Here is a 22124-nt window from a genome sequence, read left to right on the forward strand (position 1 = left end):
CTACCGCTTCATTCTTGGTCGCCGGCGCGTGAAACGCAAGGCGCATGCGGGCCGTCGCGATTCGTCGGTGCTGCGCTAACCGTCCGCTCGCTGCCGGGCCGCGAGCGTGCCGATGGTCTCCATCGCGTGCTCGACGGCCGGTGTCCACGGCCGGCCGTAATTGAGCCGAAGATAGCGGCGGAATCCGCCGGTCGCGGAAAAGATCGGCCCCGGCGCGATGCTGACGCCGCTTTCCATCGCATCGCCGAACAGGTGCATCGCATCCACGCGCGGCGGCAGCTCGATCCACAGGAAATACCCGCCGCGTGGCGCGAATACTTCGGTGCCGGCCGGAAAATACGCGCGCACGGCGGCGAGCATCTGCGCCTGGTGCGCGGCAAGATTGCGGCGCAGCTTGCGCAGGAAGCGGTCGTACGCGCCGTCACGCAAGTAGCTCGAAATCGCCATCTGCGCGGGCACGTCGGCCGCCGGCGCGCTCGCGCCTTTCGCCTGGCGGATCTGCCGCACGTAGCGACCGGCCGCGACCCAGCCGATCCGGAACCCGGGCGCGAGGCATTTCGAGAACGAACCGCAATGCAGGACGAGACCGCTGTCGTCATACAGCTTGGCGGGGCGCGTGGGTGCCGTGCCGAAATGCAGCTCGCCATAGACGTCGTCCTCGATCAACGGCACGTTGCGTGCCGCGAGCAGTTCGATCAGCGCGCGCTTGCGCTCGTCGGTCAGTGTCGCGCCGGTCGGGTTGTGGAACGACGTCATGAACCAGCACGCGCGCACCGGATGCGTGTCGAGTGCCTGCGCGAGCGCGTCGAGGTCGAGGCCCGTGCGCGGGTCGACCGGAATCTCGACGGCCTTCAGGTGCAGGCGCTGCACGGCATGCAGCACCGCATGGAACGCGGGCCGTTCGATCGCGACGATGTCGCCGGGGCGCGTGAGCGCCTGCAGGCTCAGCGTCAGCGCTTCGAGCGCACCGGTCGTGATGACGATCTCGTCCATCGGCAGCGCCGCCCCCGCGTTCAGGTAGCGCAACGCAATCTGGCGGCGCAGCGCGTCGTAGCCGGGCGGCAATCCCGAGAGCAGTTTCGTGCGGTCCATGCTGCGCGCCGCCGACGCAACGTAGCGCCACAGGCTGCTCATCGGGAACAGCGAATAGCTGGCGAATGCGGAGCCGAGTGGAACGACGTCGTCGTATTTGAGCGAATCGAGCAGGCGCGACAGCGTGTCGTCGTCACCGGTGGGTGCGGCGACCGGCTTGCGCGGCGGATCGTGGGCGAATCGAAGGTGTTTGTCTTCGAGGTTCGCAACGAAATATCCGGACCGTGCACGCGCGACGATCAGACCCTCGCTTTCGAGCGCGTAGTACGCGCGAAACACGGTGGACGGGCTCACGCCATATGCGCGGCACGCGGCACGCACGGTGGGGATGCGCGTACCGGGGGCCAGATCTCCACGCCGGATCGACTCGGAAATCGTCCGGGCGAGCATCGCATAACGCTTCATGCGTGCCTCAAGTCGAGCAGCTTTGTGCCGAAAAAAGAGTAGCACGGCGCGCGCTGCGCGACAGGCCTCGTTATCCCGTGATCCGCATGTTTTTCACGGGCTCTGATCCTGTTTTTCGGCGCGACTCGCTGGCATGCTTTCGCCGCTCGAGCAATCTCTGTTCCCGACATTGACCGATACGGAATTCACGCTGTCCGCCGGCTGATCCGTGGCCCGTGCGCCGGTGCGTGCGAGGTCTAGTCAACGGTGTCATGACCCTAACCGGAAACCTTCAGCGTGAAAACGAACACTCTCGTCGCGGGCCTCGTGGCCGGCCTCGCCCTCAACCTGTTCGGCGGCGCCGCGCAGGCCGCCTGCATCAGCGATCCCGCCGCCCAACCGAACACGACGTTTCCCGCCGCACTGACCGGCAAGCTCGTCTATCACAGCTACGTCAAGTACGGCGATGGCACGAGCCAGCTGTTCCTCTACGACTTCTCGGCCCATACGCTGACGCAACTGAGCAAGAGCACGTGGGGCATCACCGATCCGATGAACGGCGTGTTCAGCCCCGACGGCAAGTGGCTTGCGTTCATGGGCATCAAGAACAACGCATGGAACGTGTTCATGGTTCAGCTCGGCACCAGCAATGCGCCGATCAACATGACGAACAGCACGGGCGCCACCCGCAACGAGGATCCGAAATTCAGCGCGGACGGCAAGACCCTCGTGTTCAAGCAGAACGGCGACGTCAAGCAGGCCACGCTGTCGTACACGAGCGCGGGCCCGGTGTTCACGTCGGTCGTGAGCCTGACCAATGCGCCGGCCGGCGCCGAGTACTCGATGCCGTTCCTCGCGCCGGACGCGAGCGCCGTCTACTACGCGAGCGGCACCGGCGCGAACATGGGCCTGATGAAGCGCACGCTCGCGACCGGCGCCACGGCCGTGTTCGATAATCCGGCGGGCCTGCAGACCTACTATCCGATCGTGCGTGCGGACGGCACGGTGTTCTACGCGCGCTGGAAGGACACGAGCCAGCTCGACCAGATCTACTCGAAGACCGCGGACCCGGCATCGACGCCGAATCAGTTGGCGCTCAACGACTGCATCAGCAACAACTCCGACCCCGCGCCGGTGAGCGGCACGAACTACCTGTTCTTCTCGTCGACGACGGCGGGCGGCTACCAGCTCTACGTGGGCGACGTGACGACCGGCCAGCGCTGGAGCCTGTCGCCGTTCGGCGTGAACGCCGACACGACGAAGGCCAAGCTCGGGTCGAGCTACTACGGCGGCCCGGCGGCGAACCAGATCACGCTGCTGTCGCAAGGCCACCCGGCTGCCGCATCGGCGAGCTACAACGCGTCGCTCACGCCCGACAAGGCGTTCGACGGCAACACCACGAGCACGCGCTGGGATTCGCCGGAAGGTGCGGGCGTCGATCCGCAATGGATCTCCGTGGATCTCGGTGCGACGAAGACGATCAACAGCATCGATCTCTACTGGGATGCGGGCGCACTCGTGTACCAGATCCAGACGTCGAACGACAACGTGAACTGGACGACGATCTACTCGACGAACAACGGCGTGTCGTATGGCCACGTGACGCTGCCGAACCTGAACGGGCATGGCCGCTACGTGCGGATGTACGGCACGAAGCGCGCGACGCAGTGGGGTTACTCGCTCGACGAAATGCAGGTGTGGGGATCGTAAGCGCAAAGAAAAAGCGGCCTTCAAGGCCGCTTTTTTCATGCGTCAGTGGCGGTGCGGATTACGCGTGCAGCACATGCGCAGGGAATGCCGGGCTGGCGCTCGCCGCACCCTGTGCAAGCGGCGCGACCTGCTTGCGGCGCTCGCGGGTCGGCGCGACGCCGAACGCATCGCGATAGCTCTTGCTGAAATGGCACGCCGACTGGAAGCCGCACGCCATCGTGATGTGCATGATCGACATGTCGGTCTGCAGCAGCAGTTCGCGCGCGCGGCGCAGCCGCAGCGTCAGGTAGTAGTGCGTCGGCGTCATCCCGAGGTGTTCGCGGAACAGGCGCTGCAGTTGCCGCTGCGACATGTTCGCGAGCCGCGCGAGTTCCTCGCGCGACAGCGGCTCCTCGATGTTGTTCTCCATCAGCGAGATCACTTCGAACAGCGACTTGTTCGCGGAGCCGAGGCGTGCGACGAGCGGCATGCGTTGCTGTGCGCTCGTGTCGCGCACGTGTTCGACGATGAACTGCTCGGCGATCTGCGTGACGCGCGCGGTGCCCACGCGCGCGGCGATCAGGTTCAGCATCATGTCGAGCGGCGCGACGCCGCCCGTGCACGTGATGCGGTCGCGGTCGATCACGAACAGTTCCTTCAGGAAGCGCGTGTCCGGAAACTCTTCCTTCAGCGCCGACATGTTCTCCCAGTGGATCGCACACGCGTAGCCCGCAAGCAGCCCCGACTTCGCGAGTGCATAGGTGCCCGTGCACAGGCTGCCGAGCGGGATGCCCGAGCGCGCGAAGCGGCGTAGCGTCGACAGATGGGCGGGCGTGGTCGCGCGCTGCACGTCGACGCCGCCGCACACGAATACGATGTCCGGTTGCCCCACGCATTCGGCCGGGCCGGTGTCGACCGTCAGGCCGTTGCTCGCGGTGACCGGGCCGCCGTCCGGGCTGATGACCGACCAGCGGTAGAGCGGCTGGCCGCTCAGGTAGTTCGCCATCCGAAGCACCTCGATCGCATTGGTGAACGCGATCATCGTGAAGTTCGGTAACGGCATGAACGCGAAGTGGGACAGCGACGCTGTGCGGTCGGGCGACATGGGGGGTGTTCCTTGAATCTCTAATAGCTTTACGCCCGGGGGCACGGACGGGCTGCGACATTGTGTGAGCCAGCGCAACAAGCGTGCCATACGGCTAAACCCTAGATCCATACGTTGTCTGGCCGAAAGCGGCATGCTGCACTGCACCGTATTCGGGACGCGTTGCACCCCGACCGGGCGGCAATCGCACCGCCGGCGTGCCTGTTCATAGGTGAACTGCCGGAGGCGGTTTGCTTGGTCATCCGAAAAAGCACGACCGGTCACTTGTATAAAACGGACGCGGATGGCGGAAAAGGCAAAGAACGCGTCTAAATTCATCAATCCGCCGAAAATCCGAACGACAAGAATAGAGCCGTCGGCAGCCTTGTACGGGACGAGCGGGAAACCCAGGCAGGGCGGGCCTTGAGCTTCGGTTTCAGCCCCTTATTCTTCGTCACGGACGCACTATGTCGAACACCCAGCCTTTCTTCTCGCAGCCCCTGGCCGAGCGCGACGCGCCGGTGCGCAGCGCCATCCTGAAGGAACTCGAGCGTCAGCAGTCGCAGGTCGAGCTGATCGCGTCGGAAAACATCGTGTCGCGTGCCGTGCTCGAGGCGCAGGGCTCGGTGCTGACCAACAAGTACGCGGAAGGCTATCCCGGCAAGCGCTACTACGGTGGCTGCGAGTTCGCGGATGAAGTCGAGGCGCTGGCAATCGAGCGTGTGAAGAAGATCTTCAACGCCGGCTATGCGAACGTACAGCCGCACTCGGGCGCGCAGGCGAACGGCTCGGTGATGCTCGCGCTGGCCAAGCCGGGCGACACGGTGCTCGGCATGTCGCTGGACGCCGGCGGCCACCTGACGCACGGCGCGAAGCCGGCGCTGTCGGGCAAGTGGTTCAACGCCGTGCAGTACGGCGTGAACCGCGACACGATGCTGATCGACTACGACCAGGTCGAGGAACTCGCCCAGCAGCACAAGCCGAACCTGATCATCGCCGGCTTCTCGGCGTACCCGCGTGCGCTCGACTTCGCGCGCTTCCGTGCGATCGCCGACAGCGTCGGCGCGAAGCTGATGGTCGACATGGCGCACATCGCCGGCGTGATCGCCGCGGGCCGCCACGCGAACCCGGTCGAGCATGCGCACGTCGTCACGTCGACCACCCACAAGACGCTGCGCGGCCCGCGCGGCGGCTTCGTACTGACCAACGACGAGGAGATCGCGAAGAAGATCAACTCGGCCGTGTTCCCCGGCCTGCAAGGCGGCCCGCTGATGCACGTGATCGCCGGCAAGGCCGTCGCGTTCGGCGAAGTGCTGCAGGCGGACTTCAAGACCTATATCGACAATGTGCTCGCGAACGCGCAGGCGCTCGGCGAAGTGCTGAAGGCCGGCGGCGTCGATCTCGTCACGGGCGGCACCGACAACCACCTGCTGCTGGTCGACCTGCGCCCGAAGGGCCTGAAGGGCGCGCCGGTCGAACAGGCGCTGGAGCGCGCGGGCATTACCTGCAACAAGAACGGCATCCCGTTCGACACCGAGAAGCCGACCGTCACGTCGGGCATCCGCCTCGGCACGCCGGCCGGCACGACGCGCGGCTTCGGCGTCGCGGAATTCCGCGAGGTGGGCCGCCTGATCCTCGAAGTGTTCGACGCGCTGCGCGCGAACCCGGAAGGCGACCACGCGACCGAACAGCGCGTGCGCCGCGAGATCTTCGCGTTGTGCGAACGCTTCCCGATCTATTGATCCCACTGTCCCGACAATACTGGAGCAACACATGAGCACGCTGCATCAAGACAGCATCATCATCGACGGGCTGAACATCTCGAAGTTCGAGAAGCCGGTGTTCGAAGACATGCGCCGTGGCGGCATCACCGCCGCGAACTGCACGGTGTCGGTGTGGGAGAACTTCACCAAGACCGTCGACAACATCGGCGTGATGAAGAAGAAGATCCGCGACAACAGCGAGCTGCTGACGCTGGTGCGCACGACGGAAGACATCTTCCGCGCGAAGAAGGAAGACAAGACCGGCGTGATCCTCGGCTTCCAGAACGCGCATGCGTTCGAGGACAACATCGGCTACATCGAGGCATTCGCCGACATGGGCGTGCGCGTCGTGCAGCTCTGCTACAACACGCAGAACCTGGTCGGCACCGGCTGCTACGAGCGTGACGGCGGCCTGTCGGACTTCGGCCGCGAAGTGATCACCGAGATGAACCGCGTCGGCATCATGGTCGACCTGTCGCATGTGGGCGGCAACACGTCGTCGGAAGCGATCGCGTTCTCGAAGAAGCCGGTGTGCTACTCGCACTGCCTGCCGTCGGGCCTGAAGGAGCATCCGCGCAACAAGAGCGACGAACAGCTGAAGGAGATCGCCGACGCCGGCGGCTTCGTCGGCGTGACGATGTTCGCGCCGTTCCTGAAGCGCGGGATCGAAGCGAACATCGACGACTACATCGAGGCGATCGACTACGTCGTGAACCTGATCGGCGAAGACGCGGTCGGCATCGGCACGGATTTCACGCAGGATTACGCGAAGGAGTTCTTCGACATGCTGACGCATGACAAGGGCCGCTATCGCCAGCTGACGAACTTCGGCAAGGTGATCAACCCGGACGGCATCCGCACGATCGGCGAATTCCCGAACCTGACGGCCGCGATGGAACGCCACGGCTGGAAGGAGTCGCGTATCCGCAAGATCATGGGCGAGAACTGGGTGCGCGTGTTCAAGGACGTGTGGGGCGCGTAAGCGCCGCGACCGCCGAACCGCCGCCAGCGATTCAACATTAAAAGAAATCGGGACGTGCCCGCGCAAGCCGCGCGGGCACGCGGACGATGTCGCGCCTGCGCACTGAGCCGCGCGGCCACTTTCCTCACGGAGTCACACGATGCAACCGCAACTGCCGATCAACGTCGATCCCGATACCGGCGTCTGGACCACCGACGCGCTGCCGATGCTGTACGTGCCGCGTCACTTCTTCACGAACAACCACGTCGCCGTCGAGGAAGCGCTCGGCGTCGAAGCGTATGCCGAGATCCTCTACAAGGCAGGCTACAAGTCCGCGTACCACTGGTGCGACAAGGAAGCGAAGCTGCACGGCCTGACCGGCATGGCCGTGTTCGAGCACTATCTGAAGCGCCTGTCGCAGCGCGGCTGGGGCCTGTTCTCGATCATCGAGGCCGATCCGGCCAGCGCGCGCGCAAAGATCGAGCTGCGCCACTCGTCGTTCGTGCTCCAGCAGCCGGGCAAGGAAGGCAAGCTCTGCTACATGTTCGCGGGCTGGTTCGCCGGCGCGATGGACTGGGTCAACGATACGACGCCGGAAGGCAAGGGCGCGCCGCGTGCGCAATCCAAGGAAGTGCAGTGCGCGGCCGAGCATCACGACCACTGCGTTTTCGAAGTGTCGCCGATCGCGCACTGATGCCCTGACGCACTGATTCACCGAAACAGAACAACACCCGCAACACGAGACATTCGAACGCCAGAGGTCGCCAGCGATGCGTTATCCCCACCTGTTCAAACCCATGCAGCTGAACCAGCTGACGCTGCGCAACCGGATCGTCAGCACCGCGCATGCGGAGGTGTATGCCGAGCCGGGCGGCCTGCCGGGCGACCGCTATATCCGCTACTACGAAGAAAAGGCGAAGGGCGGCGTGGGCCTCGCGATCTGCGGCGGGTCGAGCCCGGTGTCGATCGACAGCCCGCAGGGCTGGTGGAAATCGGTGAACCTGTCGACCGACAAGATCATCGATCCGCTCACGCGCCTCGCCGACACGATGCACAAGCACGGCGCGAAGATCATGATCCAGGCGACGCACATGGGCCGCCGCTCGTCGTTCCACGGCGAGCACTGGCCGCATCTGATGTCGCCGTCGGGCGTGCGCGAACCCGTGCACCGCGGCAACGCGAAGATCATCGAGATCGAGGAAATCCGCCGCATCATCGGCGATTTCGCGGCGGCCGCGAAGCGCGTGAAGGCGGCCGGCATGGACGGCATCGAAATCTCGGCCGCCCACCAGCACCTGATCGACCAGTTCTGGAGCAAGCGTTCGAACCACCGCACCGACGAATGGGGCGGCAGCCTGGAGAACCGGCTGCGCTTCGGCATCGAGGTGCTGACGGCCGTGCGCGAGGCGGTCGGCAAGGATTTCTGCGTCGGCCTGCGCATGTGCGGCGACGAATTCCACGAGGACGGCCTCGATCACGAAGCGCTGAAGGAAATCGCGCAGGCGATGTCGGAGACGGGCCTGATCGACTACCTGAGCGTGGTCGGCTCGGGCGGCGATACGCACAACACGATCGCCAACTGCATGCCGCCGATGGCGCTGCCGCCGGAGCCGTTCGTGCACCTCGCGGCCGGCATCAAGTCGGTCGTGAAGATTCCGGTGATGCACGCGCAGAGCATCCGCGATGCGGGCCAGGCCGAGCGCCTGCTCGCGACCGGCATGATCGACCTGGTCGGCATGACGCGCGCGCAGATCGCCGATCCGCACATGGTGATCAAGATCCGCGACGGCCGCGAGGACGAAATCAAGCAGTGCGTCGGCGCGAACTACTGCATCGACCGCCAGTACAACGGCCTCGACGTGCTGTGCATCCAGAACGCGGCGACGTCGCGCGAAGCGACGATGCCGCACATCATCGAGAAGTCGCGCGGCCCGAAGCGCAAGGTCGTCGTGGTCGGCGCGGGCCCCGCAGGGCTCGAGGCCGCGCGGGTCGCGAAGCTGCGCGGCCACGACGTGGTGCTGTTCGAGAAGAACGCGGAAGTGGGCGGGCAGGTGATGATCGCCGCGAAGGCGCCGCAGCGCGAGCAGATGTCGGGGATCATCCGCTGGTTCGACATGGAAACGAAGCGCCTGGGCGTCGACCGTCGTCTCGGCGTGGCCGCCGACGAGAAGATGATCATGGCCGAGAAGCCGGACATCGTCGTGCTCGCGACGGGCGGGTCGAGCTTCACGTGGCAGGTGCCGGGCTGGGGCGTGGCGGAGGGGCTTGCCGTCAGCTCGTGGGACATCCTGACCGGCAAGGTCGAGCCGAAGCAGAACGTGCTGCTGTTCGACGGCGTGAGCACGCATGCGGGCGCGGGCGTGGCCGATTTCATGGCGAGCCGCGGCTCGAAGGTCGAGGTCGTCACGCCTGACGTGAAGGTGGCCGACGATTGCGGCGGCACGACGTTCCCGATCTTCTATCGCCGCCTGTACGCGTTCGGCGTGATCCCGACGCCGAACACGATGCTCGATCGCGTCTACGAAGAAGACGGCAAGCTGATCGCCGTGCTGCGCAACGAGTACACGGAAGAGCTGGAGGAGCGCGCGGTCGACCAGGTGGTGATCGAGAACGGTTCGTCGCCGAACGACGAGCTGTACTGGAAGCTCAAGCCGGAATCGGTGAACCGCGGCCAGATCGATCCGCACACGCTGTTCGCGGCCGAGCCGCAGCCGTGCCTGTCGGAAGAACTCGGCAACGGCCGTTTCCTGCTGTTCCGTGTCGGCGACTGCATCTCGATGCACAACGTCCACGGTGCGATCTACGACTCGCTGCGTCTCGTGAAGGATTTCTAAACGATGAATCCGTCCTTCCTCATTACCGCCCTGTTGTGGCTGTCGGTGGCGGGGCTCGCGTTCGCGGTCGCGAAGCGCTCGTCCTACTGGCGCCTGGGCCGCGCGACGGCGCCCGGCGCGTTCGGGATCGCCAACCTGTTCGCGATTCCGAAGCGTTACTTCGTCGACCTGCACCACGTGGTCGCCCGCGATCCGTACATCGCGAAGACGCACGTCGCGACGGCCGGCGGCGCGATCGGCGCGCTTGCGCTGGTGTTCATCAACTACGGCCTCGCGATCTACTCGCCGTGGCTCGACAAGCTGATCTTCCTGTCGGCACTCGCGATGCTGGTCGGCGCGGTGTTCGTGTGGCGCCGTCGCGCGGCGAAAGACGTGCCAGCGCGCCTGTCGCGCGGCCCGTGGAATACGCTGCCCTGGCTGCTCGGCTCGTTCGCGCTCGGCCTCGTGCTGTTCATGCTGGTGCCGACCGGCGCGATGTCGGGTGCGTTTGCGGTGCTCTGCGCCGTGCTGATCGGTGTCGGTGCCTTCACGATGACGGTCGGCGCCGCGAAGGGCGGCCCGATGAAGCATGCGATCGCAGGTCTCCTGCACCTCGCGTTCCACCCGCGCCAGGAGCGCTTCGCGGCCACCCGCGAATCGTTCACGGGCAACGGCACGGCCACGCCGCCGACCGCACTGAAGCTGCCGGACATCGAGCATCGGGAGTACGGCGTCGAGAAGCCGGTCGAATTCCGCTGGAACCAGCTGCTGAGCTTCGATGCATGCGTGCAGTGCGGCAAGTGCGAAGCCGCGTGCCCCGCGTTCGCGTCGGGCCAGCCGCTGAACCCGAAGAAGCTGATCCAGGATCTCGTCGTCGGGATGGCGGGCGGCACCGATGCGGCGTACGCGGGCAGCCCGTCGCCGGGCCTCGCGGTCGGCCAGCATCGCGGCGAGCCGAACGGCCCGATCGTGTCGGGCCTGATCGAAGAACAGACGCTGTGGTCGTGCACCACCTGCCGCGCATGCGTGCAGGAATGCCCGATGCTGATCGAACACGTCGACGCGATCGTCGACATGCGCCGGAACCGCACGCTCGTGCACGGCACGGTGCCGGGCAAGGGCCAGGAAGTGCTCGCGAACCTGCGTGAAACCGGCACGATGGGCGGCTACGACACGGCCGCGCGCTACGACTGGTCGGTCGACCTGAACGCGCCCGTCGCGCAGCCGGCCAAGCCGGTCGACGTGCTGTTCGTCGCGGGTGAAGGCGCGTTCGACATGCGCTACCAGCGCACGCTGCGTGCGTTCGTCACGGTGCTGAACAAGGCGGGCGTCGACTATGCGGTGCTCGGCTCGACCGAGACCGACACGGGTGACGTTGCACGCCGGCTCGGCGACGAAGCGACGTTCCAGCAGATGGCGAAGCGCCTGATCGGCACGCTCGGCACGTTGTCGTACAAGCAGATCGTGACGGCCGACCCGCACGTGATGCACAGCCTGCGCAACGAATACCGTGCGCTCGGGCTGTGCGTGACGGTCAAGCATCACACGACCTTCCTCGCGGAGCTGGCCGACAGCGGCAAGATCGCGCCGAAGGCCGTCGAAGCGCTGCGCGAGAAGCGCACCACGTATCACGACCCGTGCTACCTCGGCCGCTACAACGGCGAGACGGAAGCGCCGCGCAAGCTGTTGAAGACGATCGGCATCCAGGTCGTCGAGATGGAGCGCAACGGCATGCGTGGCCGCTGCTGCGGCGGTGGCGGCGGGGCACCGCTGACCGACATCCCCGGCAAGCAGCGCATTCCCGACATCCGCATCGCCGACGCCCGCACGATCGGCGCGGACGTGGTCGCGGTTGCCTGCCCGAACTGCACGGCGATGCTCGAAGGCGTCGTGGGCCCGCGCCCCGACGTGCTCGACGTGGCCGAACTCGTTGCCGCCTCGCTGGAGTGAATCGATGAATACGATCAAACGAATCGATCCGCGCCGGCCGTTCATCATCACGGCCGCCGGCCTGAAGCGCATCACGCTCGGCGAGGAAGGCAGCGCCGATGCGAACGCCGCGCACGGGTCCGTGCACGGTCATGGCGCAGCGGCCGCGAAGCCGCGCCGCGCTGTGCAGGATCCGAAGCACGTGATGCTGGTGGTCGCGCACAGCGAACGAGGCGCGCTCGACGATCATTCGCGGCAGGCCATTGCCGCCGCCGCCTTGCTCGCCGATGCGCAGACCGAAGTCGCGCTGCTCGCGTTCGGCGAACTGAAGGACGATGTGGCGGAACTGGGCGTCGACAAGCTGCTAGAACTCGCCGGTTTCGATCGCCGTGCGTTCGACCCTGAAAGTGAGTTGCAAGCATTGCAGGCCTGCGTGGCGGCACTCGCGCCGAAACACGTGTTCGTGCCCGACAACGCGACGGGCGACGGCGATCTCGGCCGGCGTTACGCGGCAGCCGCGGGCGCGAGCGTCGCGGCGCACGTCGTCGAGATCGACGCGAAGCATGTCGGCGCGTATGCGCAGGCCGGACGCGCGTTTGCCACCCGTGCGCTGCCCGACGTGATCCTGCTCGCGCAGAACGCGGTCGACGCGAAGCTGCCGTTCGTCGGTGCGGGCGAACGCCTGGCCGCCGACTTCATCCGCCCGGCGCACGACGCCGCGCAGCCGTACCGCGATCTCGGCCTCGACGAAATCGATGCGGCCCAGGTTGCGCTCGAGGAAGCCGATTTCATCGTGTCGGCCGGCAACGGCGTGTCCGACATCGGCGCGTTCGAGCGGCTGGCCGGTGCGTTCGGCGCGGCGATCGGCGCGAGCCGCGTCGCGGTCGACAACGGCCACTTCACGCGCGACAAGCAGGTCGGCGCCACCGGCAAGACGGTCGAGGCGAGCGTGTACATCGCGTTCGGCATCTCGGGCGCGGTGCAGCACCTGCAGGGGATCAAGGACTGCCGCCACGTGATTGCGGTGAACCTCGACGGCAGCGCGCCGATCGCGAAGCGCGCGAACCTGACGGTGGTCGGCGACGCGCAGGGCACGATCGCCGCGCTGATCGAACAGGTGCAGGCCGCGCGCGCCGCGCGTGGCGAATCGCCGGCCGCGGTCGGCACCCGTGAACCGGAAGGAGTCGCCGCATGAACGCCCCCCGCCAGCTGCAACGCATCGCGGTGCTCGTGTCCGTCGGCCGCCACTCGGTCAGCGGTGTTGCGCGCTATAGCCGCAACGACGCGGCCGCGCTCGAAACCGGCCGCCAGCTCGCGGAGCGGCATCGCGCGAAGCTCGACGTGATCCATGCGGGCGACCCCGCGAATGCGGCGCTTGCCGAATATCTCGCGCTCGGCGCACCGGAGGTCGAGGTGCTGGCCTGCCGCGACGATGACGATGCCGTGCACGCGCTCGCCGCGCGCGTCGAGGGCTACGACCTCGTGCTGACCGGCACGCGCGCCGAGGGCGCGTACGACACCGGCATGCTGCCGTATCGCATCGCCGCGGCGCTCGGCTATCCGCTCGTCGGCTCGGCCGTCGACGTGACGGTCGAAGGCGGGCGTGCGGCCGTCCGGCAATTTTTGCCGAAAGGGCTGCGGCGGCGCGTCGATGCGGCGCTGCCGGTCGTCATTGCCGTTCATCCGCTGGCCAATGCCGAGCCGCGCTACGCGTATGCGCGGCTGCGTGCCGGCGCGATCCGGCCCGCGCTCGCGGCGCCCGGCGCGGACGCCGATGCGGCCGCGTGGACGGTCGGTCCGGTCGAGCGTAAACCCGTAAAGCTGGTCGCCGCCGAGAAGCGCTCCGGGCATGCCCGGATGCTGTCCGCGACGACGACCGAAAGCCGTGGCGGCAACGTCGTAAATGAAGGGAGTTCGGTCGAAAAAGCACAAGTGATCCTCGCGTATTTGCGCGAGCATCAGCTCATCGACTACTGATTTTGATGCCTGTCGGCAAGAACCCAGGGATGCAAGGAATCCGGAGCAAACGATGAAAGTATCGGCAGACATTCGTGCATTGATCGAGCGGCGCAAGGAAGGGCACAGCCTCGAAGCGCCGTTCTACACGAGCGAGGACATCTTCGCGCTCGACATGGAGGCGATTTTCCGCCAGCACTGGATCCAGGTGGCGATCGAACCGGACATTCCCGAGCCGGGCGACTACGTGACCGTGGAACTGGGGAGCGATTCGATCCTGATCGTGCGCGACGACGACATGGCGATCCGCGCGTTCCACAACGTGTGCCGTCACCGCGGTGCGCGCCTGTGCAACGAAGTCAAGGGCTCGGTCGGCAACATCGTGTGCCCGTACCACAGCTGGACCTACAACCTGACGGGCCAGCTGATGTTCGCCGAGCACATGGGCGAGAAGTTCGACCGCTGCAAGCACAGCCTGAAATCGGTGCACGTCGAGAACCTCGCGGGCCTGATCTTCGTGTGCCTCGCCGACGAGCCGCCCGCCGACTTCGCGCAACTGCGCGCCGAGATGGAGCCGTACCTGCTGCCGCACGATCTGCCGAACACGAAGATCGCCGCGCAGATCGACATCATCGAGGAAGGCAACTGGAAGCTCACGATGGAGAACAACCGCGAGTGCTATCACTGCGTCGCGAACCATCCGGAGCTCACCATCTCGCTGTACGAATACGGCTTCGGCTACCAGCGTTCCGATGCGAACGCCGAAGGCATGGATGCATTCGCTGAAACGTGCGTGCGGCGCGGCAAGGAGTGGGCCGAGATGGGCCTGCCGTCCGAAGAGATCGAAAAGCTGCTCGACGTGACGGGCTTCCGCACGCAGCGCCTGCCGCTCGATCGTCACGGCGAATCGCAGACGCTCGATGCGAAGGTCGCGTCGAAGAAGCTGCTCGGCGGCTTCGACAAGGCGGACCTCGGCGGGCTGTCGTTCTGGACCCAGCCGAACTCGTGGCACCACTTCATGAGCGATCACATCGTGACGTTCTCGGTGATCCCGCTGTCGGCCGGCAAGACGCTGGTGCGCACGAAGTGGCTCGTGCACAAGGACGCGAAGGAAGGGATCGACTACGACGTGAAGAACCTCACGGCCGTGTGGAACGCGACCAACGACCAGGATCGCGCGCTCGTCGAATTCTCGCAGCGCGGCGCGACCAGCAGCGCGTACGAGCCGGGCCCGTATTCGCCGTTCACGGAAGGTCTCGTCGAAAAATTCTCGGCCTGGTACATCGGCCGGCTCGCCGAAAAAACCGGCGAATAAGCGTACAGCAGCGGACAAGCGGAGTCAGACATGATGCGAGATGCGGCCAACTTCGAGCCGACGGACAGCCGGGTCACGCGCCCGGCGTTCTGGAATGGCCTTCCCGAGCGCTGGACGAGCGACGTCGAGGAAACGCTGGTGTGCTGCCATGTGCGGCAGGAAACGCACGACGTGAAGAGTTTCTTCTTCCGTTCGCCGCAGGGCCGCTCGTTCTCGTTCGAGCCCGGGCAGTTCCTCACGCTCGAGCTCGACATCGACGGCGAAACGATCAACCGCTGCTACACGATCTCGTCGTCGCCCGCGCGGCCGCACACGGTGTCGATCACCGTGAAGCGCGTGCCGGGCGGCAAGGTGTCGAACTGGCTGCACGACAACCTGCAGCCGGGCGCACCGGTGCGCGTGCTCGGCCCGGCCGGCGAATTCACGTGCGCACGGCATCCGGCGCGCAAGTACCTGTTCCTGTCGGCCGGCTCGGGCGTCACGCCGCTGATGTCGATGAGCCGCGCGCACCATGATCTCGCGGAGGATCGCGACATCCTGTTCGTGCACAGCGCGCGCACGCCGGACGACATCATCTTCGCGCGCGAGCTCGACCTGATCGCGTCGAACCACACGAACTTCCGCACGTCGTTCGTCGTCGAGCGCGTCGGTGCGCGCACCAACTGGCCGGGCGTCACGGGCTTCCTGACGCTGCCGCTGCTGAAGCTGATCGCACCGGATTTCATGGAGCGCGAGATCTTCACGTGCGGCCCCGCGCCGTACATGAAGGCCGTGCGCGACCTGCTCGACGAAGCCGGCTTCGAGCGCAAGCAGTATCACGAGGAGAGCTTCTCGTTCGAGACGCTCGCGCAAACCGCAAGCGACGAGCTGCTCGCCGATCTCGCGCCGCCGGCCGAAGGCGCCGACACCGATACGAAGCAGTACACGGTCAGCTTCGCAAAGAGCAATCGCGAGATTGCGTGCGGCTCGGAGCAGCACGTGCTGGATGCGGCACGCCAGTCGGGCGTGCGGCTGCCGGCTTCATGCACGCAGGGCATGTGCGGCACCTGCAAGGTGAAGCTCGTGTCGGGGCAGGTCGAAATGAAGCACAACGGCGGCATCCGCCAGCGCGAGATCGATCAGGGGATGGTGCTGCTGTGCTGCAGCAAGCCGCTGTCGGATCTCGTGATCGACAAGTAGTCGCAACGCGCCATCGGCTGTCCGGGCGCGTCGCGCCCGGACAAGCATCCGTCGGAAAACAACGATACCGCGGATTTGTGGTTGAAGAACCTAGAGAGACAACGCGCGCAGGCGCATATCAAGGAGATCGACCATGAAGCTGTTCGGAAAACTGTTGTGGACCGGCGCACTGTCGGCCATGGTGGCGCTGAGCGCGTCGGCGCTCGCCGACACGAAGCCCACGCTGAAGATCGGTTACGTCGAAGGCTGGGATGACAGCGTGGCGACGTCGAATGTCGCGGCGCGCGTGATCGAGAAGAAGCTCGGTTACCAGGTTCAGCTCGTGCCGGTCGCCGCCGGGATCATGTGGCAGGGCGTCGCGCGCGGCGATCTCGACGCAACGCTGTCCGCATGGCTGCCGGTCACGCACGGCTCGTACTGGGGTGAATACAAGGCGAAGGTCGTCGATCTCGGCGCGAACTTTCCCGACGCGAAGATCGGCCTGATTGTTCCCGAGTACGTAAAGGCGAAGAGCATCGACGATCTGAACGCGGAGAAGAGTGACTTCGGTGGCCGCATCGTCGGCATCGACGCGGGCGCGGGGGTGATGCGCAAGACCGACGATGCGATCAAGAGCTACGGCCTGAACTACACGCTGATGCCGAGTTCGGGCGGTGCGATGACGGCCGAGCTGGCGCGCTCCGTCGGTTCGAACAAGCCGGTCATCGTGACGGGCTGGGCGCCGCACTGGATGTTCGCGAAGTGGAAGCTGCGCTTCCTCGAGGATCCGAAGAAGGTGTTCGGCGGCGCGGAGCACGTCGACAGCGTCGTGAATCCGGGGCTCGAAACGAAGGCGAAGCCGGTGGTCGCTTTCCTGAAGAAATTCCAGTGGAAGCCGGGTGAAATCGACAGCGTGATGCTCGCGATCCAGAACGGCTCGAAGCCGGAAGCGGCCGCCGATGCGTGGATCGCCGCGCACGCGGATCGCGTGAATGCGTGGACGGAAGGCGCGCAGTAAGCCGGCGATGAATCGCCTCGATAATTAGATAAAGAGACAGTCCGGGAAAGGTTGGCAGGAGTGCAAAATAATCGCACTGCGATACGACCTTATCCCGGAATTATTTTTTTGATTCTGCAAAAAAGTGCGTAACTTGTTACACTAGCGCCCTTGTGCGGAGTCATCACAGGAGGAATTGGATGAGTCAGGCAGGACTGCGTGCGAACCGCACCAGTGATGTTGAGGCAACCATCTCACATGATTCGACGGGCCACACGCTGCATCGTGGCCTGACTTGGAAAGACGCTTTTTGGGTAACGAGCGGCGTGCCGGCAGGCGTGCTGTTCACGATCGGCGGCGTATGCGCGACGATCGGCCAGCCTGCGTGGGCGATCTGGATCGCCGCGATCACGATGGGGCTGATTCAAAGCGCGACTTATGCGGAAATATCAGGGCTATTTCCCCATAAATCGGGCGGCGCGTCCGTGTATGGCGCGATCGGCTGGGTTCGTTACAGCAAGCTGATTGCCCCGGTGTCCGTGTGGTGCAACTGGCTCGCGTGGTCGCCGATGCTCGCGCTCGGCTGCGGCCTCGCGGCGAGCTATGCGCTCACGAGTCTCTTTCCCGCCGATGCGGCGGTGCTGCACTGGCAGCTCAAGGTTGCCGATCTCGGGTTCATCAAGCCGGGTCTGTCCCTGCGGATCAATGCGACGTTCATCATCGCGACGATCCTGCTTCTCATTACGTTCAAGCTTCAGCACAGCGGTGCATCGAAGGCTGCGCGCACGCAGCGCATTCTCGGCATCGCATCGCTCACGCCGCTGCTGATCGTCGGCATCGTGCCGTTCGTCACGGGCGACGTGCCGATGTCGAACCTGCTCCCGCTGCTGCCGCTCGGTCACGACGCGCACGGCAATCTCACGGCTGCGACGTTCGGCTCGTGGAACGGGCAGGGCGTCACGATGGCACTCGGCGCGATGTTCATGGCCGGCTGGGCGTCGTACGGCTTCGAAACGGCCGTCTGCTACACGCGTGAATTCCGTGACCCGCGTCGCGATACCGCCAAGGCGATCTTCTGGTCGGGCGCACTGTGTCTCGTCGTGATGACGCTCGTGCCGCTGGCGTTCCAGGGCGCGCTCGGTACGCAGGCGATGCTCGATCCGTCGATCGGCGACGGCACCGGTGTCGCGGCTGCGATGGCGAAGATCGTCGGCGGCGGCGCATGGGTCGCGAATGCGGTCGTCGTGATGCTGATGCTGTCGATCCTGCTGATCGTGATGACGTCGATGATGGGCTCGTCGCGCACGCTGTACCAGGCATCGGTCGACGGCTGGCTGCCCAAGTACCTGTCGCACGTGAACGAGCACGGCTCGCCCACGCGCGCGATGTGGACCGATCTCGGCTTCAACCTCGTGTTGCTGATGATGTCGGACTACATGACGGTGCTGTCGATCTCGAACGTCTGCTACATGCTGTTCGTATTCCTGAATCTTCAGTCGGGCTGGATCCACCGGATGGATCGTGGCAACTGGGATCGGCCGTTCCGCTGCCCGACGTGGCTGCTCGTCGGCGGCGCGATCTGCGGGTATGCGAACCTCGTGTACGTCGGCGCAGGTGCGAACCTGCAGGGCGAGGGCACGCTGCGCAACGGGCTGATCGCGATGCTGCTGATCGTGCCGGTGTTCCTGTTCCGCCACTACTGGCAGGATCGCGGCCGTTTCCCCGCGCAGATGCAGCGCGACATGGAACTCGAAGTGCCGAAGCGCGCGATGTGGCTGAGCCTGATGCCTTACGTTGCGCTGGTTGGCGCGGGGCTGACGATCTGGCTGTCGTATTACTTCGCGTGGGTGAAGTGACAAGGTAATGCGTGCGTGCCGCGGCACGCGATGGCTCCGGAAACCGCACACGGGGCCGTCGCGCGACCGCGGCACGTCAAACGCGATAATGCCGGCATGACAGGACGCCTGCCGCCGGGAAATCGTGATGCCGTGTTCCACCTGCCGGAAATTCCCGTTGCCCACCTCGAACTACGATGAGGTGGCGGTGAATGAGCCCATGCAGTCCGAGCTTTATCGCTGCCGCGCGTGTGGTCAGCTGATCCGTACAGGGGCGCTGGAGCGCGGCGTGTCCTACCTCTCGTCCGCGGCCGCCAGGCAGCAGTTTCCCGACTTCGATCCGTCGACATCCTGATCGGGTCGGCGTATGCCATTTCGGGAGCCCGGCTATACAACCGGGCATGGGCGCTTGATTTTGAGAACGATCGGTTCTAATATCGACAACCATGAGCCCGACCCCGACATCTTCCGGCGCCCGTGACAGGGGGCGTCCACGCGAATTCGACACCGACGAGGTGATCGACGCGGCAGCACGCGTGTTCTGGGAGCAGGGGTATCACGCGACGTCGATCGACGCATTGTGCGAAGCGACCGGCGTCTTTCGCGGCAGCCTGTACCGCACCTTCGGCGATAAGCACGGGCTGCTGGTCGCCGCGTTCGATCGCTATGCGGAAGGCGCGATCGCACGGCTCAAGGAGCGTCTCGCGGCGGATCTGCCGCCGCGGCAGGCCCTCCGGGATGCACTGCTGTACTACACGGAAATCGGTGTACGGCTGTCGGAGCGACGCGGCTGCTTCATCACGAATTCGGCCGTCGAACTCCTGCCCGGCGATGACGCGTTGCGCCCATACATCGAATCGACGCTGCTGCGCATCGGCACGCAATTCAGCCTGGCCGTCGCACGCGGCCAGCAGTCGGGCGATTTCGACCGGAATCTCGATCCGGAAGAGGTGGGCCGGTTCCTGCTGTGCCTGATCCAGGGCATGCGCGTGCTGGGCAAGTCGAGTGCGTCGGAGGCGGAACTGGCATCGATCGTCGATATCGCGATGCGGGCGCTGACCTGATTTTTTTTGATTATTTTGAGAATGACTGGTTTCAAATGTGGGGCAATCCGGGTGTCCGCATCGAGACCGTGAAGGGCAGGCAAGGACAGCAACGAAGTTGATACGACGCTGCCGCTGCGCACAGCCGCACCGGCATCATTTTTCAATTAATTTGGGAATGATCAGTCATGAATAACACGACACTCGCAACCCCTGCCGTGAGCGCGTACGGCAAAGGCATCGTCGCATGTGTGACCGCGACGATCCTGATGGGCGTGATGTTTCCGGTGATGACCGATGCGTTGCGGACCATCGATCCCTTCACGTTCACGTCGCTGCGCTACCTGATCGCCGGCACGGGCTTCATCGTGCTGTTGCGGATCGTCGAAGGGCCCGGTGCGTTCCGTTCGGCCGGCGAGCCCGTGGCGCTCGCGTGGCTGCTCGGGTCGATCGGCTTTTGCGGATTCGGATCGTTCGTGTTCCTGGGCCAGCAACTGGCCGGCGACGAAGGCGCGCTGACCGCGTCGATCATGATGGCGACGCAGCCGATGATGGGGCTCCTGCTCAACGCACTGGTGCGGCGTGTTGCGCCTGCGCCGGCGTCGGTGCTGTTCGTCGTGCTGTCCTTTACCGGCGTGGCGCTCGTCATCACGCGCGGCGACCTGATCGCCGCGCTGCACGAACCGCAGCACTATGCGGCCAACGCGCTGATCGTCGTCGGTGCGTTGTGCTGGGTCGTCTATACGTTCGGCGCGGCGCGCTTCACCCGCTGGTCGGCATTGAAATACACGACCTTCACGACGTGGCTCGGACTGACCACGATCGTTGCAGTCAACCTGCTGCTGATCGTCACGCACCGGATTGCGGCGCCGTCACTCGCCGCGGTGCACGCGGTCCTGCCGGATCTCGCGTACATGGGGCCGGTGGCCGGCTTCGGCGCGATCCTGCTGTGGATGACGGGCAACCGGATTCTCGGGCCGATGAACGGCGTGCTGTTCATGGACATCGTGCCCATCACGGCATTCGCCGTTTCCGCATTCACGGGCGTCGTGCCCAATCGTGCACAGATCGCAGGCGCTGCCCTGACGGGCGCGGCGCTGATCCTGAACAACCTGTACCTGCGGCGCAGGGCGCGTCGAATCGGCACGACGCCCGCGCGCGTGCCGTCGGCTTCCACGTGAACGTCGTGCGTTCGTGCGTTAGGGAAACACCACCGTCCGATCCCCGTTCAGGAACACGCGCCGCTCGATGAATGCCTTCACCGCGCGTGCGAGCGTGAGCGATTCGACATCACGCCCCACCGCGAGCAGTTGCTCCGGGCGCAGCGCATGATCGACGCGCTCGACGACCTGCTCGATGATCGGGCCTTCGTCGAGATCGTCGGTGACGAAGTGCGCGGTCGCGCCGATCAGCTTCACGCCGCGCGCATGCGCCTGGTGATACGGCTTCGCACCCTTGAAGCCGGGCAGGAACGAATGATGGATGTTGATCGCGCGGTTCGCGAGCTTCGCGCTCGTCTCCTGCGACAGCACCTGCATGTAGCGCGCGAGGATCACGAGTTCGGCGCCGCTCGTCTCGAAGAAGTCGAGCCACTGCGCTTCCTGCTGCGCCTTCGTATCGGCGGTGATCGGGAAGTGGCGGAACGGCAGCCCGTGCTGCGCGGCGAGCGGCTCGAAGTCGGGATGGTTCGACACGATGCCGACGATGTCCATCTTCAGCTCGCCCATCCGCCAGCGGAACAGCAGGTCCGCGAGGCAGTGCTCGAGCTTCGACACCATGATCAGCACCTTCGGGCGTGCGTTCACGTCGTGGATCGCCCACTGCATGTCGCCCTGCTGGCCGCCGAGGCTGGCTGCGATCGGCGCGAATTCCTGGCGCAGCGCATCGATCTGCAGCGTTTCATCCGTCGGATGAAAGACGCAGCGCACGAAGAATCGGTTGCTGAGATCGTCGTCGAACACGTTCAGCGCATCGACATAGCAGCGATGGCGATCGAGAAAGCCGACGACGGCGGCGACCTGGCCGGCCGCGCTCGGGCACGACAGTGTCAGGACGAATTGATCGGGGCGGTGCTCGGCGGTCATGAGACTCCTCGGATGGCATGG

18 protein-coding genes are annotated in these 22124 nt (G+C 65.4%); 15 read left to right on the forward strand and 3 right to left on the reverse strand.

Annotation, left to right across the window (positions count from 1 at the left end; translation table 11 throughout):
- Positions 1-75: 75 nt before the first annotated feature.
- Entirely contained in the window at positions 76-1497 is a 1422-nt protein-coding gene (locus BDI24065_RS00965; protein ID WP_175029595.1) for a PLP-dependent aminotransferase family protein, read from the reverse strand.
- 276 nt (positions 1498-1773) lie between these two features.
- On the opposite strand from BDI24065_RS00965, the gene BDI24065_RS00970 reads away from it, so the two are divergent.
- A complete protein-coding gene (locus tag BDI24065_RS00970; RefSeq protein WP_175029596.1) occupies positions 1774-3186 on the forward strand; it encodes a discoidin domain-containing protein in 1413 nt (470 codons plus the stop codon).
- 58 nt (positions 3187-3244) lie between these two features.
- On the opposite strand, the gene BDI24065_RS00975 is transcribed toward BDI24065_RS00970, so the two are convergent.
- Positions 3245-4360, reverse strand: a complete 1116-nt coding sequence (locus BDI24065_RS00975; RefSeq protein WP_175029597.1) for a GlxA family transcriptional regulator — start codon at positions 4358-4360, stop codon at positions 3245-3247.
- Positions 4361-4716: 356 nt separating this feature from the next.
- Between BDI24065_RS00975 and BDI24065_RS00980 the strand changes: the two genes are divergently transcribed.
- From BDI24065_RS00980 to BDI24065_RS01045, 14 genes are all read left to right on the forward strand, one after another.
- A complete protein-coding gene (locus BDI24065_RS00980) occupies positions 4717-5991 on the forward strand; it encodes a serine hydroxymethyltransferase (RefSeq protein WP_175029598.1) in 1275 nt (424 codons plus the stop codon).
- 31 nt (positions 5992-6022) lie between these two features.
- The gene (locus tag BDI24065_RS00985) at positions 6023-6994 is read left to right on the forward strand and encodes a dipeptidase (RefSeq protein WP_021160631.1); all 972 of its coding nucleotides are present in this window, start codon (positions 6023-6025) and stop codon (positions 6992-6994) included.
- A gap of 139 nt (positions 6995-7133) precedes the next feature.
- Complete coding sequence (locus tag BDI24065_RS00990; protein ID WP_006488993.1) at positions 7134-7667, forward strand: DUF5943 domain-containing protein; 534 nt, start codon at positions 7134-7136, stop codon at positions 7665-7667.
- 76 nt (positions 7668-7743) lie between these two features.
- Positions 7744-9807, forward strand: a complete 2064-nt coding sequence (locus tag BDI24065_RS00995; RefSeq protein ID WP_021160633.1) for an NADH:flavin oxidoreductase — start codon at positions 7744-7746, stop codon at positions 9805-9807.
- Between the two features lie 3 nt (positions 9808-9810).
- Positions 9811-11736, forward strand: a complete 1926-nt coding sequence (locus tag BDI24065_RS01000) for a (Fe-S)-binding protein (RefSeq protein ID WP_175029599.1) — start codon at positions 9811-9813, stop codon at positions 11734-11736.
- Between the two features lie 4 nt (positions 11737-11740).
- Positions 11741-12910 (forward strand): electron transfer flavoprotein subunit alpha/FixB family protein, encoded by a 1170-nt coding sequence (locus BDI24065_RS01005; RefSeq protein ID WP_175029600.1) that lies wholly within the window; start codon positions 11741-11743, stop codon positions 12908-12910.
- Positions 12907-13692: an electron transfer flavoprotein subunit beta/FixA family protein gene (locus BDI24065_RS01010; protein WP_175029601.1), complete on the forward strand. Its 786-nt coding sequence runs from the start codon at positions 12907-12909 to the stop codon at positions 13690-13692. The genes BDI24065_RS01005 and BDI24065_RS01010 overlap by 4 nt, the downstream gene beginning before the upstream one ends.
- 52 nt (positions 13693-13744) lie before the next feature.
- Positions 13745-14986, forward strand: coding sequence for an aromatic ring-hydroxylating oxygenase subunit alpha (locus tag BDI24065_RS01015; protein ID WP_175029602.1), 1242 nt, complete (start codon positions 13745-13747; stop codon positions 14984-14986).
- A 30-nt stretch (positions 14987-15016) separates the two neighbouring features.
- The gene (locus BDI24065_RS01020; RefSeq protein WP_175029603.1) at positions 15017-16165 is read left to right on the forward strand and encodes a hybrid-cluster NAD(P)-dependent oxidoreductase; all 1149 of its coding nucleotides are present in this window, start codon (positions 15017-15019) and stop codon (positions 16163-16165) included.
- A 133-nt stretch (positions 16166-16298) separates the two neighbouring features.
- Complete coding sequence (locus tag BDI24065_RS01025) at positions 16299-17162, forward strand: glycine betaine ABC transporter substrate-binding protein (protein WP_175029604.1); 864 nt, start codon at positions 16299-16301, stop codon at positions 17160-17162.
- Between the two features lie 179 nt (positions 17163-17341).
- Positions 17342-18997: an APC family permease gene (locus BDI24065_RS01030; RefSeq protein WP_175029605.1), complete on the forward strand. Its 1656-nt coding sequence runs from the start codon at positions 17342-17344 to the stop codon at positions 18995-18997.
- Positions 18998-19154: 157 nt separating this feature from the next.
- Positions 19155-19331: a hypothetical protein gene (locus BDI24065_RS01035; protein ID WP_175029606.1), complete on the forward strand. Its 177-nt coding sequence runs from the start codon at positions 19155-19157 to the stop codon at positions 19329-19331.
- Between the two features lie 91 nt (positions 19332-19422).
- Positions 19423-20040 (forward strand): TetR/AcrR family transcriptional regulator, encoded by a 618-nt coding sequence (locus BDI24065_RS01040; RefSeq protein ID WP_175029607.1) that lies wholly within the window; start codon positions 19423-19425, stop codon positions 20038-20040.
- A gap of 167 nt (positions 20041-20207) precedes the next feature.
- Positions 20208-21200 carry a DMT family transporter gene (locus BDI24065_RS01045; protein ID WP_175029608.1) on the forward strand — a complete coding sequence of 331 codons (993 nt, stop codon included), beginning with the start codon at positions 20208-20210 and terminating at the stop codon, positions 21198-21200.
- Positions 21201-21218: 18 nt separating this feature from the next.
- On the opposite strand, the gene purU is transcribed toward BDI24065_RS01045, so the two are convergent.
- Positions 21219-22103: a formyltetrahydrofolate deformylase gene (gene purU / locus BDI24065_RS01050; RefSeq protein ID WP_175029609.1), complete on the reverse strand. Its 885-nt coding sequence runs from the start codon at positions 22101-22103 to the stop codon at positions 21219-21221.
- Between the last annotated feature and the right edge of the window lie 21 nt (positions 22104-22124).

The sequence above is a fragment of the Burkholderia lata genome (genome assembly GCF_902499025.1).
GTDB lineage: Bacteria > Pseudomonadota > Gammaproteobacteria > Burkholderiales > Burkholderiaceae > Burkholderia > Burkholderia lata_C.

Bases quoted from the DNA above. Each gene is read 5' to 3' on its own strand.
- BDI24065_RS00965 (WP_175029595.1), bottom strand. From the start codon at position 1,497: ATGAAGCGTTATGCGATGCTCGCCCGGACGATTTCCGAGTCGATCCGG.
- BDI24065_RS00975 (WP_175029597.1), bottom strand. From the start codon at position 4,360: ATGGCACGCTTGTTGCGCTGGCTCACACAATGTCGCAGCCCGTCCGTG.
- BDI24065_RS00980 (WP_175029598.1), top strand. From the start codon at position 4,717: ATGTCGAACACCCAGCCTTTCTTCTCGCAGCCCCTGGCCGAGCGCGAC.
- BDI24065_RS00985 (WP_021160631.1), top strand. From the start codon at position 6,023: ATGAGCACGCTGCATCAAGACAGCATCATCATCGACGGGCTGAACATC.
- BDI24065_RS00990 (WP_006488993.1), top strand. From the start codon at position 7,134: ATGCAACCGCAACTGCCGATCAACGTCGATCCCGATACCGGCGTCTGG.
- BDI24065_RS00995 (WP_021160633.1), top strand. From the start codon at position 7,744: ATGCGTTATCCCCACCTGTTCAAACCCATGCAGCTGAACCAGCTGACG.
- BDI24065_RS01000 (WP_175029599.1), top strand. From the start codon at position 9,811: ATGAATCCGTCCTTCCTCATTACCGCCCTGTTGTGGCTGTCGGTGGCG.
- BDI24065_RS01005 (WP_175029600.1), top strand. From the start codon at position 11,741: ATGAATACGATCAAACGAATCGATCCGCGCCGGCCGTTCATCATCACG.
- BDI24065_RS01010 (WP_175029601.1), top strand. From the start codon at position 12,907: ATGAACGCCCCCCGCCAGCTGCAACGCATCGCGGTGCTCGTGTCCGTC.
- BDI24065_RS01015 (WP_175029602.1), top strand. From the start codon at position 13,745: ATGAAAGTATCGGCAGACATTCGTGCATTGATCGAGCGGCGCAAGGAA.
- BDI24065_RS01020 (WP_175029603.1), top strand. From the start codon at position 15,017: ATGATGCGAGATGCGGCCAACTTCGAGCCGACGGACAGCCGGGTCACG.
- BDI24065_RS01025 (WP_175029604.1), top strand. From the start codon at position 16,299: ATGAAGCTGTTCGGAAAACTGTTGTGGACCGGCGCACTGTCGGCCATG.
- BDI24065_RS01030 (WP_175029605.1), top strand. From the start codon at position 17,342: ATGAGTCAGGCAGGACTGCGTGCGAACCGCACCAGTGATGTTGAGGCA.
- BDI24065_RS01040 (WP_175029607.1), top strand. From the start codon at position 19,423: ATGAGCCCGACCCCGACATCTTCCGGCGCCCGTGACAGGGGGCGTCCA.
- BDI24065_RS01045 (WP_175029608.1), top strand. From the start codon at position 20,208: ATGAATAACACGACACTCGCAACCCCTGCCGTGAGCGCGTACGGCAAA.
- purU (WP_175029609.1), bottom strand. From the start codon at position 22,103: ATGACCGCCGAGCACCGCCCCGATCAATTCGTCCTGACACTGTCGTGC.